Source organism: Microbacterium psychrotolerans (assembly GCF_031085295.1).
In the GTDB taxonomy this organism is placed as follows: Bacteria; Actinomycetota; Actinomycetes; order Actinomycetales; family Microbacteriaceae; genus Microbacterium; species Microbacterium psychrotolerans.
In genome coordinates this window covers 918585-934861 of sequence record NZ_JAVFWO010000002.1, presented here as the reverse complement: position 1 = coordinate 934861, position 16277 = coordinate 918585, and the positions used below count along the sequence as shown (strand labels likewise).

Here is a 16277-nt window from a genome sequence, read left to right as displayed (position 1 = left end):
AGGGTGGATTGCCGACGTAGACCGCATCCAGGAGGATCGAAGAATGGCAGAGCAGGAGCCGCGCGACGACAGACGCGCGCCGAGCGAACGATCCGACGGGAAGCAGCCGCCGGCACGAGCCGACCGCAAGCCGTACCAGAAGCGCGACAGCGATCGGAAGCCGTATCAGAAGCGCGAGAGTGATCGCCCGTACGCTGCCCGCGAAGGCGATCGCAAGCCGTATCAGAAGCGTGACGGTGACCGTTCCTACACGCCTCGTGACGGCGGAGACCGCAAGCCGTATCAGAAGCGTGAGGGCGATCGTCCCTACGCGCCTCGCGACGGTGAGCGTTCCTACGCCCCGCGCGACGGTGGGGATCGCAAGCCGTACCAGAAGCGTGTCGGCGACCGCAGCTACGCGCCTCGCGACAGTGATCGTTCGTACCCGCCGCGTGACGGCGGGGACCGCAAGCCTTATCAGAAGCGGGACGGCGATCGGCCCTACGCTTCCCGCGACGGCGACCGGAAGCCGTATCAGAAGCGAGAAGGTGACCGTCCGTACGCAGCCCGGGACGGTGACCGCAAGCCGTACCAGAAGCGCGACGGCGACCGCACCTATGCTCCTCGTGACGGTGAGCGGTCCTATCCGCCTCGTGGTGGTGGGGAGCGTAAGCCGTACCAGAAGCGTGAGGGTGACCGACCTTACACGCCCCGTGATGGCGGTGACCGTAAGCCGTACCAGAAGCGCGACGGCGACCGGCCTTATACGCCCCGCGACGGCGGTGACCGTAAGCCATACCAGAAGCGCGACGGCGACCGCAGCTACGCTCCTCGTGACGGCGAGCGTCCTTACACGCCCCGCGATGGGGGAGACCGTAAGCCGTACCAGAAGCGCGACGGCGACCGCACCTATGCTCCTCGCGACGGCGAGCGTTCGTACCCGCCCCGCGGTGGTGGGGAGCGTAAGCCGTACCAGAAGCGCGACGGCGACCGCACCCATGCTCCTCGCGACAGTGATCGTTCGTACCCGCCGCGTGACGGAGGAGACCGCAAGCCGTACGAGCGCAGCGCGCGCCCGACGCGCGGCGGGGCGAACCGCCCTGACCGTGAGGTTCGCGAGGGAGAGATCCGCCCGGTCCGTGCACGGCACGACGACCCGTTCATCCCCGATGACGTCACGGCGCGTGACCTGCCGCCGGCCGCGCGCAACGAGTTGAAGACACTGAGCAAGGAGAACGCCGACGAGGTCGCGCGCCACCTGGCGATGGCGTCGGAGCTCATCGACGAGGATCCCGAGCTGGCGCACCAGCATGCACTGTCGGCATCCCGTCGTGCCGGGCGTATCGCGGTCGTCCGCGAGACGCTCGCCATCACCGCCTACGCGACCGGTGACTTCGCTCTCGCGCTGCGCGAGCTGCGCACCTACCGACGCATCTCGGGCCGCGACGACCAGATCGCGCTCATGGTCGACAGCGAGCGCGGCGTCGGGCGCGCCGATCGTGCCCTCGAGGTCGGCCGCTCCGTCGACCGTGCCACGCTGGACACTCCCGTCCGCGTCGAGCTTGCCATCGCGATGTCGGGCGCCCGTCTCGACCTCGGCGAGCCCGAGCGCGCTCTCCAGGAACTCGACATCCCCGAGCTCGACCCCGATCGCGCCTTTGAATGGAGCCCTGGCCTGTTCGCCGCACGAGCCGCCGTGCTCGAAGAGCTCGGACGCACCGACGAGGCCGCGCAGTGGCACCGACGTGCCGTCGTCGCCGGAGAGGCGATCGATGCGGCGACCGGTCTCGGCGATCTGGAGACGGTCCTCGTCGAGGAGGTCCTCGAGGAAGACGAAGAGGACGAGTCCTACGACGAGGTCGCGGATCGCGACGAAGCCGAGGATGAGGACGCGTCTTTCGACGAGGTCGGCGCCGATGACGAGGTCGACGCCGAGGGCGGGTCCGCACTAGAGGATGAGGATGAGGACGCGTCGTTCGACGAGGTCGACGCCGAGGGCGGGTCCGCACCTGAGGACGAGGATGAGGACGCGTCGTTCGACGAGGTAGAGGTCGGGGCTGAGGACGAGCCCGACACCGAGGACGAGCCCGAGGACGAGCCGCAGCTGAGCCCGCAGGAGGAGCTCTCGGTGGCTGACGAGGTCGCCGAGATCCTCGAGGAGGCCGGCGTGGACGAGCCGCAGCCCGAAGCTGCTGCAGGCGCGGATGCGGAGGCGGAGGCGGACGCAGACACCGACGAGGCCGGGCGCTGATGGCGCTCTTCGGGAGGCGGGCGGCCACGCCCGCCCCGCTCGACGGCGTCGATGTCGTGCTCGCCGACCTCGATGGGGTCGTCTACGCCGGCGCAGGAGCGCTGCCGCACGCGGTCGAGAGTCTGAATCGTGCGCGGGACGGCCGGTCCCTGGCCTACATCACGAACAACGCGGCGCGCACCGATGCATCGGTGGCGGCGCACCTGAGCGAGCTCGGGCTGCCGACCGTCGCACGGGATGTCGTCACCAGCCCGCAGGCCGCGATGCGGCTGCTCGCTGAGAGGATCGCGCCCGGGTCGACCGTGCTCGTGGTCGGCGGCGACGGTCTCGTGGTCGAGGTGGAGAAGGCCGGCTTCGTGGTCACGCGGAGCGCCGACGAGGCCCCGGCGGCGGTCGTGCAGGGGTTCGCGCCCGAGGTCGGGTGGACGCAGCTCGCCGAAGCGGCGTTCGCTCTCAAGACGCCCGAGGAGGAGGGTGGCATCCCCTGGGTCGCCACCAACACCGACTGGACGATCCCGCAGTCACGCGGCATCGCCCCGGGCAACGGCACGCTCGTGTCCGCGGTGCACACGGCGGTGGGCCGGCTCGCGACCGTGGCGGGCAAGCCCGAGACGCCCATCTTCCAGGAGGCCGTCGCGCGCTTCGAAGCGCGGCATCCGCTCTTCCTGGGCGACCGGCTGGACACCGACATCCTCGGCGCGAACCGTGCGGGCATCGCGTCGGCGCTCGTGCTGACGGGGGTGGACAGGCCCAAGCACGTGCTGGCGGCGCCGGAGAGCTCGCGTCCGACCTACATCCTCGGCGATCTTCGCGAGCTTCACGAGCCGTACCCCGAAGTGCACGTGAAGGACGGCGTCGCCACCGTCCGCGGTGCGCGCGTGGCGATCGACGGTGCCGACATCCGCATCCTCAGCGAGGGGGACCGCGCGGTCGACCTGGTGCGAGCGGGCGCCGCGGCCATCTGGTCGACCGGTCGTGCGATCTTCGGATTCCGCGTGCCCGAGCGGCTGTACGCCGACCCGTTCCACCGGCCCTGACCGGCTACCGCCGCGCCGAATCCGGTCGACTGTCCCGGTGCCCCCGTATTCTGGGGGCATGGACCAGGCCAGCCCGCACGACGACGAGACCGGCGACCTCCTGTCGACCCTCGAGGTGATCGAGGCGCAGCCCCTGGCCACGCGCGCCGACGCGTACGACACGCTGCATGACACGCTCGCGCGCCGCCTCGAGGCGACGCCCGGCTCCCCGTCATGACGAGCCGGCTCGACGCCGCTCTCGCCGCCCGCGGTCTCGCGCGCTCGCGCACGCATGCCGCGACGCTGATCGCCGAGGGGCTGGTGACCGTCGACGGACGCCCCGTGGTGAAGGCCTCGACGCCCGTGCGCGACGACAGCCTGATCGAGGTCGCCGGCGCCGATCACTACGTCAGCCGCGCCGCTCACAAGCTGATCGCCGGGCTGGACGCGTTCGCCGTCGACGTCCGCGGCCGTGTGGCGCTCGACATGGGCGCTTCCACTGGCGGGTTCACCCAGGTGCTCCGCGAACGCGGCGCCGAGCCCGTCATCGCGGTCGATGTCGGACACGGACAGCTCGCCCCGTCCGTCGCCGACGACCCCGGCGTCGTCTCGATCGAAGGGTTCAACGTCCGCTACATGACGCCCGAATCGCTCGCCGAGGCGAGCGGCGTCGCGGCGGCGCCGTCGGTGATCACCGGCGACCTGTCCTTCATCTCGCTGTCCCACGTGCTGCCGGCGGCGGTGGCGGTGGCGGCATCCGATGCCGATCTCGTGCTGCTCGTGAAGCCTCAGTTCGAGGTGGGGCGCACCGCGGTGAAGGGCGGCCTCGTCACCAACCCGGTGCTGCGTGCCGACGCCGTCGCGCGGGTCCTCTGGTCGGCATGGGATGCGGGACTCGGCACGTGCGGCATCGTCTCCTCCCCGATAGCGGGCACGCACGGCAATTCCGAGTTCATAGCCCACCTCGCGCCGGGGCGGGGGAGCAATCCGACAGAATGGTCAGGCACTGTGAACCGACTGGCGGGGAGCCGATGAACAACGCCGACGCACCGCACGACACGCAGGATCACGCGCAGGCCGAGCGCAGCATCCTGGTCGTGGCGCACGCGCATCGCGCCGAGACCGTCACTGCCGCTGAGCGGGTCGTCGACGCACTGCGCGCGGCGGGTGCCCGGCCGGTGTTCGCCCCCGACGACGCGGAGGAGCTGCTGGCCGCAGGTTCCACGCTCGGCGATGTGGCGCTGCTCGGACGCGATGTGCCGGTCGGCGAGGTCGAGCTCGCGATCGTGCTGGGCGGCGACGGCACCATCCTGCGCGCCGCCGAGCTGGTGCGAGACGGACGCGCGCCGGTGCTGGGCATCAACATGGGCCACGTCGGCTTCCTCGCCGAGACCGAGCGCGACGACATGGACGAGGCCGTCCGCCGCGTCATCGCCCGCGAGTACGAGGTCGAAGAGCGCATGGCGCTGCAGGTGCGGGTGAAGGACACGGTCGACTCAGTGATCTACGAGACCTGGGCGCTCAACGAGGCGACGGTCGAGAAGGCGAGCCGCGAGCGCATGCTCGAGGTCGTGGTCGAGATCGACGGGCGGCCGCTGTCGACGTTCGGCTGCGACGGCATGGTCGTGTCGACCCCCACCGGGTCGACCGCCTACAACTTCTCCGCCGGCGGCCCGGTCATCTGGCCGACCGTCGAGGCGATCGCCGTGGTGCCACTGTCGGCGCACGCGCTCTTCGCGAAGCCGCTCGTGGTGGGCCCGGAGCACTCTGTAGCGATCGAGGTGCTCGAGCGCACGAACGGCACGGGCATCCTGTGGTGCGATGGGCGCCGGTCGCACGACCTGCCACCGGGCGCCCGCGTGGTGGTGCGTCGGTCCGAGCGTCCGGTGCGCCTGGCGCGCCTGCACCCCGCGCAGTTCACCGATCGCCTCGTGCGCAAGTTCCGCCTTCCGGTCGAGGGCTGGCGCGGCCCGGCGGCGATCACCGGCGTGCTGCCCGTCTCAGCCGAGGTGGCGCCGTGATCGAGGAGATGCGCCTGCGCGACCTCGGCGTGATCGCCGAGGCGACGCTGCCCATCGGCGCGGGCTTCACGGCGATCACTGGCGAGACCGGCGCGGGCAAGACGATGGTCGTCACCGGCCTGGGCCTGCTGCTCGGCCAGCGCGCCGACTCCGGCGCCGTGCGCGCCGGCGCCTCGCAGGCGACCGTCGACGGTGTATGGATCGTGCCCGAGGACGGGCCCGTCGCCGCGCGCGTGCGCGAGGCGGGCGGCGACGTCGAGCCCATCGGCGGCGGCCGCGCCGAGCTCTACATCGGCCGCTCGATCTCGAGCGAGGGCCGTGGCCGGGCCTCCGTCGGCGGGCGCGCCGCGCCGGCCGGTGTGCTCGCCGACCTCGCCGACGAGCTCGTGGTGGTGCACGGCCAGTCCGACCAGCTGCGCCTGCGCTCGGCGGCGGCGCAGCGCGACGCGCTCGACAGGTTCGGCGGCGAGGCCGTCCACACCGCGCGAGACGCGTACCGGCGGTCGTTCGAGCATTGGCGTGCGATCGATCGCGAGCTGTCGCAGCTCACCGACGATCGCGACATGCGTGCGCGCGAGGCCGAAGACCTGCGGGCCCAGCTGTCCGAGATCGAGCAGGCGGCTCCGCAGCCCGGTGAGGACACCGAGCTCGCTGCGCGCGCCGAGCGGCTGGCGAACGCCGAGGAGCTGCGCGTCGCCGCTGCGACCGCCCACGACGGCCTGTCGGGCGAGGGTGACGAGCCTGACGCCGCCACGCTGCTGGCCGAGTCCCGTCGAGTCCTCGAGCGCGTGCACGATCCGGTGCTCGAAGAGCTCGCCGGCCAGCTCGCCGACCTCGGGTATCGCGTCGCCGACGTCGCCGCCGCACTCGCCGGCTATCTCGCCGACCTCGACGAGTCGGGTCCGCACGAGCTCGCCGCCGTCGAGGAGCGTCGCGCGGTGCTGGCAGGGCTCGTGCGGGCCCACGGCACGCTCGACGCCGCGATCGACCTGCTCGACACCGGCTCGTCGCGTCTGGCGGAGCTGGACGACGACTCCGATCGGATCGAACGGCTGACCGAGGAGCGGGATGCCGCGGCCGCCGCTCTCGACGAGGCCGCCGCCGTGCTCACCGCCGCCAGGACCGAAGCGGCCGCGCGCCTGGGCTCCGCCGTCACGGCCGAGCTGCGTGCCCTTGCGATGCCCGATGCCCGCCTCGAGGTCGCGGTCACCGCCGGCGCCGAGACGGCGTCGGGGCGCGACGACGTCGCGATCCTGCTCGCCCCGCACCCGGGTGCCGAGCCGCGCGCGGTCTCGCGCGGCGCGAGCGGGGGAGAGCTCAGCCGCGTCATGCTCGCGATCGAGGTCGTCATCGCCGCCGTCGACCCGGTGCCGACCTTCGTCTTCGACGAGGTGGATGCCGGCATCGGCGGCGCCGCGGCGATCGAGGTGGGCCGGCGGCTCGCCCGCCTGTCGGAGTCCTCGCAGGTGATCGCCGTCACCCATCTCGCACAGGTCGCCGCGTTCGCCGCCAACCACCTGACCGTCGTGAAGGCGAACGACGGCTCGGTGACGGCATCCGATGTCCGTCGTCTCGAAGGAGCCGATCGCGAGGCCGAGATGGCCCGCCTGCTGTCGGGCATGCCCGACTCGGATGCCGCGCTGACCCATGCCCGCGAGTTGCTGAGCTTGCGCACCGAAGTCGACTGATAGGATAAAAGCCCGTGATGCAGACTTCTGGTTCTTCCCGCGGCGACAGTTCGAACGACACCACCAAGCACATCTTCGTGACGGGTGGTGTCGTTTCCTCTTTGGGCAAAGGCCTCACCGCCGCGAGCCTCGGGAACCTCCTCACGGCGCGCGGTCTGCACGTCGTGATGCAGAAGCTCGACCCGTACCTGAACGTGGATCCGGGCACGATGAACCCGTTCCAGCACGGCGAGGTCTTCGTGACCGACGACGGCGCCGAGACCGATCTCGACATCGGTCACTACGAGCGCTTCCTCGACATCGAGCTGAGCCAGGCAGCCAACGTCACGACGGGCCAGATCTACTCGCAGGTGATCGCGAAGGAGCGCCGCGGCGAGTACCTCGGCGACACCGTGCAGGTGATCCCGCACATCACCGACGAGATCAAGCGCCGCATGCGCCTGCAGGCCGACGAGACGCCGAAGCCCGACGTCATCATCACCGAGATCGGCGGCACCGTCGGCGACATCGAGTCGCAGCCGTTCATCGAGTCGGCCCGCCAGATCCGTCATGAGCTCGGCCGCAACAACGTCTTCTTCGTGCACGTGTCGCTCGTGCCGTTCATGGGCGCGTCGGGCGAGCAGAAGACCAAGCCCACCCAGCACTCGGTCGCGGCGCTGCGCTCCATCGGCATCCAGCCCGACGCGCTCGTGTTGCGCAGCGACCGCCCCGTCACGGAGTCCAACAAGCGCAAGATCGCGCTGATGTGCGACGTCGACGAGGGTGCCGTCGTGAACGCGGTCGACGTGCCGAGCATCTACGACATCCCGTCGATGCTGAACGAGCAGGGCCTCGACGAGTACATCGTCCGGACTCTCGGCCTGTCGAAGGCCGCCGACGTCGACTGGTCGCGCTGGCAGCGCGTGCTGAGCGCCGTGCACAACCCGAAGCACGAGGTCACGATCGGCCTGGTCGGCAAGTACATCGACCTGCCGGACGCTTACCTCTCGGTGACCGAGGCGCTCAAGGCCGGCGGGTTCGCGCAGGAGACGCACGTCAACATCCGCTGGATCCCGTCCGACGAGTGCGAGACGCCCGAGGGTGCCGCGAAGGCTCTCGCGCCGCTCGACGGCATCGTGATCCCGGGCGGGTTCGGCATCCGCGGCATCGAAGGCAAGATCGGAGCGCTGAAGTTCGCGCGCGAGCAGGGCATCCCGACCCTCGGCATCTGCCTCGGCCTGCAGTGCATCGTCATCGAGTACGCGCGTCACGTCGCCGGCATCGCCGATGCGTCGTCGAGCGAGTTCGATCCCGACACCGAGCACCCCGTGATCGCGACGATGGAGGAGCAGGTCGACATCCTCGACCACGGCGACCTCGGCGGCACGATGCGCCTCGGTCTCTACCCGGCCGACCTCACCGAGGGCTCCATCGCGGCCGAGGTGTACGGCGCGACCCGCGCCTCGGAGCGCCACCGCCACCGCTACGAGGTCAACAACCGCTACCGCGACCGGATCGCGGAGGCGGGGCTCGTGTTCTCGGGCATCAACCCCGACCTCAACCTCGTCGAGTACGTCGAGCTGCCGCGTGACGTCCACCCGTACTACATCGCGACCCAGGCGCACCCCGAGCTGCGCTCGCGCCCCACCGACGCGAACCCGCTGTTCCGTGGACTGGTCGGCGCGGCGCTCGAGCGCCACCGCGCCAGCGAGCTCTTCGAGGTCGAGCCGTTCGATGAGCTCGCGGGACGGTGACGTGACGGACGAGCGCGCGCCGCAGCCCGGCGCTCCCGCGACGCCCGGGCCGGCGCTTCTCGCGGACGAGCCCGTCGACGCAGCGATCCTCGAGAGCGAGCTGGTCTACGAGGGTCGCGTGTGGGATGTGCGCAGCGACACCGTCGCCTATGGTGACGGCCAGATCGTGCGCCAATACGTCGACCATCCGGGGGCGGCCGCCGTCGTCGCGGTGGACGAGGATGGGCGGGTGCTGCTGATCCAGCAGTACCGGCATCCGATCCGCCTGCGCGACTGGGAGATCCCGGCGGGACTGCTCGATATCGCAGGGGAGTCGCCGCTCGAGACGGCCCGCCGCGAACTCGCGGAGGAGGCTGACCTGGTCGCCTTCTCCTGGGAGCCGCTGGTGAGCATCTTCACCACACCCGGCGGGAACGACGAGATCGTCCATCTGTTCCTCGCCCGCGACCTCATGCCCGCCGATGACGTGCACGCGCGCACGGACGAGGAGGCCGACATCCGCCTCGAATGGGTGCCGCTCGCCGATGCCGTCGCCGGCATCTTCGCCGGACGGCTCCGCAACGGCATCCTCACTGTCGGCGTGCTGGCAGCCGCGGAGCGGCTGCGCGGCGCGAAGGAGTCCTCGGGCGCCTGATATGAAGACGACCTGACATGAGGATCGATCTCGCCGTCGACGCCTACCTGCGTCATGTCGCGATCGAGCGCGGACTGTCGGAGAACACGGTCGCGGCGTACCGGCGTGATCTCGCCGGCTATGCGGAGTGGCTGCGGGAGCAGGGCATCGATGACACGGCCGCGGTCACCTCGGTGACGCTGGCCAGCTTCGTCGCCGACAGGGCGGCCGGGCAGCCGCCGATCGCGGCATCGTCGCTGGCGCGCCTGCAGTCGTCGGTGCGGGGGCTGCACCGCTTCCTCGCGCGCGAGGGCATCGAGCCGGCCGATCCGTCGATGAACCTGCGGCCGCCGAAACAGGCGCGACGGCTTCCGAAGGCGCTCACCATCGAGCAGGTCGAGTCGCTGCTGGATGCGTCCGGCCCCGCGCCGTCGACCGACGCCGACGTGGCGGGCACCGCGGGCGGAGCGCCGGGCGACCTGCTCGCGACGCGGGATCGCGCGCTCCTGGAGCTGCTCTACGCGACCGGGGCCCGGGTATCCGAGATCGTGCAGCTCGACGTCGACGACGTCGCGCACGGGGATGTGCTCCGCGTGCGCGGCAAGGGCTCGAAGGAGCGGATCGTGCCGGTGGGCTCGTATGCGCGGGCCGCGGTGGACGCCTATCTCACCCGCTCGCGTCCCGAGCTGTCGCTCCGCGGGCGGGCGACGCCGAAGCTGTTCCTCGGGGCGCGCGGCGCTCCGCTGTCGCGCCAGAGCGCGTGGCTGATCATCCAGTCCGCGGCCGAGCGCGCCCACCTCACCGCGCACGTCTCGCCGCACACCCTGAGGCACTCGTTCGCCACCCACCTGCTGCAGGGCGGCGCCGACGTGCGGGTCGTACAGGAGCTCCTCGGGCATGCCTCCGTGGCGACGACGCAGATCTACACGTACGTGTCGGTCGACGCGCTGCGCGACGTCTACGCCACGTCGCATCCGCGGGCACGTTAAGGATTTCTCACGGAGTTCGAAAGTCGGCCAGACTGTGCGATTGGGGATCCGCCACCCGGGCGGACCAACGATCTCCGGGGGGATCGAATGAACAACAGACGTGCCCGCATCTCGCTGGCTGCCGTCGTCGTGGCGGCGGCGGTCTCGCTCAGCGGCTGCTCGATCATCGACCAGTTCCTGCCGTCGTCGCAGCCGGTCCGCGACGCCGAGACCGGCGAGGTGACCGAGCAGGTGGACAACGCGGACGTGTTCGCCATCCGCGTCGGCGACTGCCTCAACACCGCGGACATGGACACGACCGAAGAGGTGAGCGACGTGCCCGTCGTTCCGTGCGACGAGCCGCACGACGACGAGGTGTACTACTCGTACTCGCTGGCCGACGGCGAGTTCCCGGGCGAGGATGCCATCATCGCGGATGCCGACACCACCTGCGTGGCGGAGTTCGCGACGTTCATCGGCCTGGCGTACGAGTCGTCCACGCTCGACTACTGGCCGATGTACCCGACGAGCGGGTCGTGGGAGAACGGCGACCGCGAGGTGCTGTGCATCGCGTGGGATCCGTCGGGTGCGAAGCTGACCGGCACCCTCGCCGGCGCCGCGCGCTGATCGACGTCATGGCGCCCGCGCTCGACGCGGGCGCCATGACGCGCGCATGTCCCGCTGCCGCGGCGCTTTGCTGAAGGATTCGCCTAGGGGCCACTAGGATCGAGCGAGCACGAGGAAGCGGGAGCACGGTGGCTGACAGCACGGCGAAGACCAGATCGGGGAAGGCCTCGGAGTCCGAGGTTCCCATCGGGCCTACCGGGCGTCCCTACCAGGGCTTCCCCACTCCGCCGAAGCTCGACGGCCACGGTCCTGCTCGTATCATCGCCCTCTGCAACCAGAAGGGCGGCGTCGGCAAGACGACGACCACCATCAACCTCGCCGCCGCGCTGGCGAACTACGGCCGCAAGGTGCTCGCGGTCGACTTCGACCCGCAGGGTGCGCTGTCGGCCGGTCTCGGCATCCAGACGCACGAGATCCCGACGATCTACGACCTGCTGCTCGACGGCAAGCGCGACCCGCACGACGTCATCGTCCACTCGCGCGTCGAGAACCTCGACGTCATCCCGGCGAACATCGACCTGTCGGCCGCCGAGGTCCACCTCGTCAACGAGGTCGCGCGTGAGCAGACGCTGTCGCGCGCGCTGCGCAAGGTGTCCGCCGACTACGACGTCGTGCTCATCGACTGCCAACCATCGCTGGGCCTGCTGACCGTCAACGCGCTCACCGCCAGCCACGGCGTGGTGATCCCGCTCGAGTGCGAGTTCTTCGCCCTGCGCGGCGTCGCGATGCTGATCGAGACGATCGACAAGGTGCGGGACCGCCTCAACCCGACGATCACCCTCGACGGCGTGCTCGCGACGATGTACGACGCACGCACCCTGCACTCGCGCGAGGTGCTCGAGCGCGTGGTCGACGCGTTCGGCGACGACGTCCTCGAGACGGTCATCGGCCGTACGGTCAAGTTCCCGGATGCCTCGGTCTCGGGCATGCCGATCACCGAATTCGCGCCGGAGCACGCTGCCGCGCAGGCCTACCTGCGGCTGGCGCGAGAGCTGGTCGCCCGTGGCGCTGTCGCCTGAGGCCTCGACAGGCTCATCCGCGAACGGCGAGGGCGCCGCGCCCCCGCTCGAAGATTCCGCGTCGCCCGCTGTCGAGGACTCCTCGTCGCCCGCTGTCGAGGACTCCTCGTCGCCCGCTGTCGAGGACTCCTCGCCGGCGACCGAGGCGATGGTCGATGCCGGGCAGGGATTCCGCGTCGCGCTGGCCAACTTCGACGGACCGTTCGACCTGCTGCTCACGCTGATCTCGAAGCACGAGCTCGACATCACCGAGGTGTCGCTGTCGCTCGTGACGAACGAGTTCATCGCGTACCTGCGCGATCTGGGCCCCGACGAGGACCTAGACGAGGCGTCCGAATTCCTTGTCGTCGCCGCGACCCTCCTCGACATGAAGGTCGCCGGGCTGCTGCCGCAGGGGGAGCTGGTGGATGCCGAGTCCGTCGCCCTGCTCGAGGCGCGCGATCTACTCTTCGCGCGACTGCTGCAGTACCGCGCGTTCAAGGAGGTCTCCGCGTGGTTCGAGCGCTGCCTTCGCCGTGAGGGGGTGCGCCACACGCGGTCGGTGCGGCTCGACGAGAAGTACCGGCAGGCCGTTCCTGAGCTGGTCTGGTCGCTGAGCCCCGACGACTTCGCGGCCCTCGCGCTGCTGGCGATGACCCCGAAGGAGATCCCGCGCATCGGCTTCGACCATCTGCATGCGCCACTGGTCAGCATCCGCGAGCAGGCCGCGATCGTGGTGACGCTGCTGCGGGATGCCGGGTCCCTGACCTTCCGCGAGCTCATCGCGGGGGTCGGGCAGCCGGGTGTCGTCGTGGCGCGATTCCTGTCGGTGCTGGAGCTGTATCGCCACGCCGCCCTGTCCTTCGAACAGCTCGAGCCGCTCGGCGAGCTGACGCTCCGCTGGAGCGCGCAGCGCTGGAGCGACGAGAACCTCGCCAGCTTGGGAGCCGACTATGACCGATGACGCAACGACAAGCTCCGCGACCGCAGGCGGGAGCCCGGCCGCCGAGGGCGCACGCCCGGCCGGCGATGGCGCACACCCCGCCGTGGCGACGACCGACGTCGCGCGACGGCTCGAGGCGATCCTGCTGATCGTCGAGGAGCCGCAGAGCCTGGTGAGCCTTGCCGCCGCCGTCGGCGCCCCCGTGCCCGCGGTACGGCAGGCGATCGAGACGCTCGTCGACGACTACGACGGCAAGGCGGGCGGCCCGGTGCGCGGCTTCGAACTGCGCGAGGTCGGCGGCGGCTGGCGCCTGTACGTCCGCGAGGAGCTCGACGACCTCGTCAGCGAGTTCGTCGGCGGCCAGGCGCCGTCGCGGCTGTCGCAGGCCGCGCTCGAGACGCTCGCCGTCATCGCCTACAAGCAGCCGGTCACCCGCAGCCAGGTCGCGTCGATCCGCGCGGTGAACGTGGACTCGGTCGTGCGGACGCTCCTCGCGCGCGGGCTCATCACCGAGCTGTTCGCGGATGCCGAGACCGGCGCCATCAACTACGGCACGACCGACGCGCTGCTCGTGCACCTCGGCATCAACTCACTGGACGAACTGCCGCACATCTCACCGCTGCTGGACGGCGCGGACGAAGTCGGCGACAGCCTGGACGAAGGGATACGTCGATGACCGGCGGAGCAGCACAGGGCCCGGGCGCGGAATCCACCGAGGGCGTGCGCCTGCAGAAGGTGCTGGCGAACGCCGGGGTCGCGTCGCGACGGGTCGCGGAGGACCTCATCGTCGCGGGCCGCGTCCGCGTCAACGGCGAGGTCGTCACCGAACTCGGCTCGCGCATCGATCCGGAGAACGACCTGGTGGACGTCGACGGCACCGCTGTGCAGCTCGACCAGTCCAAGCGCTACGTCATGCTCAACAAGCCCACCGGCGTCGTGAGCTCGATGAAGGACGACCGCGGCCGTCCCGACCTGCGCCGCTTCACGAAGGACTGGGACGAGCGGCTCTACAACGTGGGCCGATTGGATGCCGAGACCAGCGGTCTGCTCGTCCTGACGAACGACGGCGAGCTGGCGCACGTGCTGGCCCACCCCTCGTTCGGCGTCACCAAGGTGTACATCGCCAAGGTGGACGGCCGGGTGACGCCGCAGACAATCCAGAAGCTCGTCCGCGGCGTCGAGCTCGAGGACGGCCCGATCGCTGCCGACAAGGCCCGTCTGCTGTCGTCGTCAGCCGAAGGCGGCGGGTCGCTCGTGGAGCTCACCCTCCACTCGGGGCGCAACCGGATCGTGCGCCGCATGATGGCGGCCGTCGGGCATCCGGTGGTCGAGCTGGTCCGCCGGCAGTTCGGGCCGCTCCACCTGGGAACCCTGCCAGCCGGGCGCGCCCGCGAGTTGACTAAAGTGGAGCGGGGCGCTCTGCTGACTCTCGCGCGCAGTGCGACTTCTTCCACGCCGGCGGAGGACGCGCCCGATACCCGCGATGGCGATCCGTCCGCGGAGTGAAGATCCCTCCCTGCGGGGCGAACAGGAGACGCAAGTGACCGACACGAGGCCGACCTCGGCGCGCGAGCGCGCCGCAGAGTCCGCGCTCGCCCCGCGCGTGCAGGGCACGGTGCGGATCGTCGGCGCAGGCCTTCTCGGCGCCAGCATCGGTCACGCGCTGACCGCCCGGGGCGTCGACGTGGCACTCGACGACACCTCGCCGTCGCAGCTGCGCCTCGCTGTCGACTACGGGGCCGGTCGGCACGCCACCGACTCCGACGATCCGTCCCTCGTCGTGGTCGCGGTGCCGCCGGACGTCACCGCTGACGTCATCCAGCGCGAGCTCGCGCGCTACCCGCGCGCGGTCGTGACGGATGTCGCGAGCGTCAAGCTCGAGCCTCTCCGCACGCTCCGCGAACGCGGCGTCGACCTCACGCACTACATCGGCTCGCACCCGCTCGCCGGACGCGAGCGCGGGGGAGCGATCTCTGCCCGCGCCGATATCTTCGTCGGACGGCCGTGGGTGGTGTGCCGCGACGAGGAGACGCCGTCGGCCGACCTCGCTCTGGTGGAGGGCCTGGCGCTCGATCTCGGCGCCACGCCGCTCGAGATGAGTCCCGAAGACCACGACCGCGCCGTCGCGCTCGTCTCGCACGTGCCGCAGCTGATCGCCAGCCTTCTGGCCGGTCGCTTCGTCGACGCCCCCGACGGGTCGCTGCGCCTCGCGGGCCAGGGCGTCCGCGACACCACCCGCATCGCGGCATCCGCCCCCGAGCTGTGGGTGCAGATCCTCGGCGCGAACGCGGCGCCCGTCGTGGACGTGCTGGACCTGCTGGCAGCCGACCTGACGGCCGTCGCCGACGCGCTGCGCGCCCCCGACGCCCCCGGCTCGCGGCGCGCCGTCGCCGACACGATCCGCCGCGGCAACGACGGCGTCGAGCGCCTGCCCGGCAAGCACGGCCAGAACCGCCGCTTCGAGCAGGTCGTCGTCATGGTCGACGACACCCCCGGCCAGCTCGGCCGCCTGTTCGGCGAGCTCGGGGAGCTCGGCGTGAACGTGGAAGACCTGCGCCTCGAGCACTCGCCGGGCGCCCAGTTCGGCCTCGCCGAGATCAGCGTCGTCCCGAGCGCCGTGCGCCGGGCCGTCGACGGCCTCGAGTCACGCGGCTGGAAGATTGCGAGCACCACCAATGACTGACCCCTCGACATCCGCCACGACCGAGGGCGGCTCCGGCGGAGCCGACGTCGTGGTCGTCGCCATCGACGGGCCGGCCGGCAGCGGCAAGTCGAGCGTGTCGAAGCAGGTGGCCCGCCGTCTCGGCTACGGGTACCTCGACACCGGCGCTGCGTACCGCGCACTGGCGTGGCACGCCCTCGAGCGTGGCATCGACACGTCGGATGCGGCATCCGTCCTCGACGTCACCGGCGATTTCGACTACGCGATCTCGCTCGATCCCGATGCGTACTGGGTGCGTGTCGGCGCGGCCGACGTGACCGAGGCGATCCGCGAGCCCCGGGTGTCGGACGCCGTGAGCGGCGTCGCCCGTGTGCCGGCGGTGCGCGAGTCCGTCAACCGGATGTTCCGCGCGCTGGTGGCAGACTCCGGGCGTCCCGGTGTCGTCGTCGAAGGCCGCGACATCACCACGGTCGTCGCGCCCGACGCCCCCGTGCGCATCCTCCTCACCGCCGCACCCGAGGTGCGCGCGGCTCGTCGGAGTGCCGAGGTGACGACTCAGGATGCCGCAGCCGTCGCCGCCGCACTCCACCGGCGCGACGCCTCGGACTCGGCCGTCGTCGACTTCCTCACCGCCGCACCCGGCGTCGACGTCGTCGACTCGACCCACCTCGATTTCGACCAGACCGTGGACGCCGTGCTCGGCGTGATCCGGGCCGCGCAGCCGGCCCCGATGATCCAGGGCACCCCCGCGGTCGACCCACTGCAGACAGGAGCCTGA

17 protein-coding genes are annotated in these 16277 nt (G+C 71.1%); 16 read left to right on the top strand and 1 reads right to left on the bottom strand.

Going from position 1 to position 16277, the window contains the following annotated elements:
• The coding region (locus Q9R08_RS09180; RefSeq protein WP_308867661.1) for a hypothetical protein at nucleotides 1-979 on the bottom strand (979 nt) is incomplete at its 3' end.
• A gap of 213 nt (nucleotides 980-1192) precedes the next feature.
• On the opposite strand from Q9R08_RS09180, the gene Q9R08_RS09175 reads away from it, so the two are divergent.
• The 16 genes from Q9R08_RS09175 (at nucleotide 1193) to cmk (ending at nucleotide 16277) form a co-directional block, all read left to right on the top strand.
• Nucleotides 1193-2230 carry a tetratricopeptide repeat protein gene (locus Q9R08_RS09175; protein ID WP_308867660.1) on the top strand — a complete coding sequence of 346 codons (1038 nt, stop codon included), beginning with the start codon at nucleotides 1193-1195 and terminating at the stop codon, nucleotides 2228-2230.
• Nucleotides 2230-3267 carry an HAD-IIA family hydrolase gene (locus tag Q9R08_RS09170; protein ID WP_308867659.1) on the top strand — a complete coding sequence of 346 codons (1038 nt, stop codon included), beginning with the start codon at nucleotides 2230-2232 and terminating at the stop codon, nucleotides 3265-3267. The genes Q9R08_RS09175 and Q9R08_RS09170 overlap by 1 nt, the downstream gene beginning before the upstream one ends.
• Nucleotides 3268-3325: 58 nt before the next feature.
• Complete coding sequence (locus tag Q9R08_RS09165; protein WP_308867658.1) at nucleotides 3326-3484, top strand: hypothetical protein; 159 nt, start codon at nucleotides 3326-3328, stop codon at nucleotides 3482-3484.
• A complete protein-coding gene (locus Q9R08_RS09160; RefSeq protein ID WP_308867657.1) occupies nucleotides 3481-4281 on the top strand; it encodes a TlyA family RNA methyltransferase in 801 nt (266 codons plus the stop codon). Before Q9R08_RS09165 ends, Q9R08_RS09160 begins: the two co-directional genes overlap by 4 nt.
• On the top strand, nucleotides 4278-5267 hold the full coding sequence (locus Q9R08_RS09155; protein ID WP_308867656.1) for an NAD kinase: 990 nt from the start codon (nucleotides 4278-4280) through the stop codon (nucleotides 5265-5267). Before Q9R08_RS09160 ends, Q9R08_RS09155 begins: the two co-directional genes overlap by 4 nt.
• The gene (gene recN, locus Q9R08_RS09150) at nucleotides 5264-6955 is read left to right on the top strand and encodes a DNA repair protein RecN (protein ID WP_308867655.1); all 1692 of its coding nucleotides are present in this window, start codon (nucleotides 5264-5266) and stop codon (nucleotides 6953-6955) included. The genes Q9R08_RS09155 and recN overlap by 4 nt, the downstream gene beginning before the upstream one ends.
• 17 nt (nucleotides 6956-6972) lie before the next feature.
• Complete coding sequence (locus tag Q9R08_RS09145) at nucleotides 6973-8688, top strand: CTP synthase (RefSeq protein ID WP_308867700.1); 1716 nt, start codon at nucleotides 6973-6975, stop codon at nucleotides 8686-8688.
• Nucleotides 8669-9322, top strand: coding sequence for an NUDIX domain-containing protein (locus Q9R08_RS09140; protein WP_308867654.1), 654 nt, complete (start codon nucleotides 8669-8671; stop codon nucleotides 9320-9322). The genes Q9R08_RS09145 and Q9R08_RS09140 overlap by 20 nt, the downstream gene beginning before the upstream one ends.
• Nucleotides 9323-9339: 17 nt before the next feature.
• Nucleotides 9340-10290, top strand: coding sequence for a site-specific tyrosine recombinase XerD (gene xerD / locus Q9R08_RS09135; RefSeq protein WP_308867653.1), 951 nt, complete (start codon nucleotides 9340-9342; stop codon nucleotides 10288-10290).
• An 87-nt stretch (nucleotides 10291-10377) separates the two neighbouring features.
• Nucleotides 10378-10896, top strand: coding sequence for a septum formation family protein (locus Q9R08_RS09130; protein ID WP_308867651.1), 519 nt, complete (start codon nucleotides 10378-10380; stop codon nucleotides 10894-10896).
• A 128-nt stretch (nucleotides 10897-11024) separates the two neighbouring features.
• Complete coding sequence (locus Q9R08_RS09125) at nucleotides 11025-11915, top strand: ParA family protein (RefSeq protein ID WP_308867650.1); 891 nt, start codon at nucleotides 11025-11027, stop codon at nucleotides 11913-11915.
• 148 nt (nucleotides 11916-12063) lie between these two features.
• Entirely contained in the window at nucleotides 12064-12858 is a 795-nt protein-coding gene (locus Q9R08_RS09120; protein WP_308867699.1) for a segregation and condensation protein A, read from the top strand.
• Nucleotides 12848-13513: an SMC-Scp complex subunit ScpB gene (scpB, locus tag Q9R08_RS09115; RefSeq protein ID WP_308867649.1), complete on the top strand. Its 666-nt coding sequence runs from the start codon at nucleotides 12848-12850 to the stop codon at nucleotides 13511-13513. Before Q9R08_RS09120 ends, scpB begins: the two co-directional genes overlap by 11 nt.
• Nucleotides 13510-14343: a pseudouridine synthase gene (locus Q9R08_RS09110; protein WP_308867648.1), complete on the top strand. Its 834-nt coding sequence runs from the start codon at nucleotides 13510-13512 to the stop codon at nucleotides 14341-14343. Before scpB ends, Q9R08_RS09110 begins: the two co-directional genes overlap by 4 nt.
• Before the next feature lie 34 nt (nucleotides 14344-14377).
• Nucleotides 14378-15520 carry a prephenate dehydrogenase gene (locus Q9R08_RS09105; RefSeq protein ID WP_418001333.1) on the top strand — a complete coding sequence of 381 codons (1143 nt, stop codon included), beginning with the start codon at nucleotides 14378-14380 and terminating at the stop codon, nucleotides 15518-15520.
• The gene (gene cmk, locus Q9R08_RS09100) at nucleotides 15513-16277 is read left to right on the top strand and encodes a (d)CMP kinase (RefSeq protein ID WP_308867647.1); all 765 of its coding nucleotides are present in this window, start codon (nucleotides 15513-15515) and stop codon (nucleotides 16275-16277) included. Before Q9R08_RS09105 ends, cmk begins: the two co-directional genes overlap by 8 nt.

Excerpts from the sequence above, each read along its gene's own strand:
- Q9R08_RS09170 (WP_308867659.1), top strand. The coding sequence starts at position 2,230 with ATGGCGCTCTTCGGGAGGCGGGCGGCCACGCCCGCCCCGCTCGACGGC.
- Q9R08_RS09165 (WP_308867658.1), top strand. The coding sequence starts at position 3,326 with ATGGACCAGGCCAGCCCGCACGACGACGAGACCGGCGACCTCCTGTCG.
- Q9R08_RS09160 (WP_308867657.1), top strand. The coding sequence starts at position 3,481 with ATGACGAGCCGGCTCGACGCCGCTCTCGCCGCCCGCGGTCTCGCGCGC.
- Q9R08_RS09155 (WP_308867656.1), top strand. The coding sequence starts at position 4,278 with ATGAACAACGCCGACGCACCGCACGACACGCAGGATCACGCGCAGGCC.
- Q9R08_RS09145 (WP_308867700.1), top strand. The coding sequence starts at position 6,973 with ATGCAGACTTCTGGTTCTTCCCGCGGCGACAGTTCGAACGACACCACC.
- Q9R08_RS09140 (WP_308867654.1), top strand. The coding sequence starts at position 8,669 with ATGAGCTCGCGGGACGGTGACGTGACGGACGAGCGCGCGCCGCAGCCC.
- xerD (WP_308867653.1), top strand. The coding sequence starts at position 9,340 with ATGAGGATCGATCTCGCCGTCGACGCCTACCTGCGTCATGTCGCGATC.
- Q9R08_RS09130 (WP_308867651.1), top strand. The coding sequence starts at position 10,378 with ATGAACAACAGACGTGCCCGCATCTCGCTGGCTGCCGTCGTCGTGGCG.
- Q9R08_RS09120 (WP_308867699.1), top strand. The coding sequence starts at position 12,064 with ATGGTCGATGCCGGGCAGGGATTCCGCGTCGCGCTGGCCAACTTCGAC.
- scpB (WP_308867649.1), top strand. The coding sequence starts at position 12,848 with ATGACCGATGACGCAACGACAAGCTCCGCGACCGCAGGCGGGAGCCCG.
- Q9R08_RS09110 (WP_308867648.1), top strand. The coding sequence starts at position 13,510 with ATGACCGGCGGAGCAGCACAGGGCCCGGGCGCGGAATCCACCGAGGGC.
- cmk (WP_308867647.1), top strand. The coding sequence starts at position 15,513 with ATGACTGACCCCTCGACATCCGCCACGACCGAGGGCGGCTCCGGCGGA.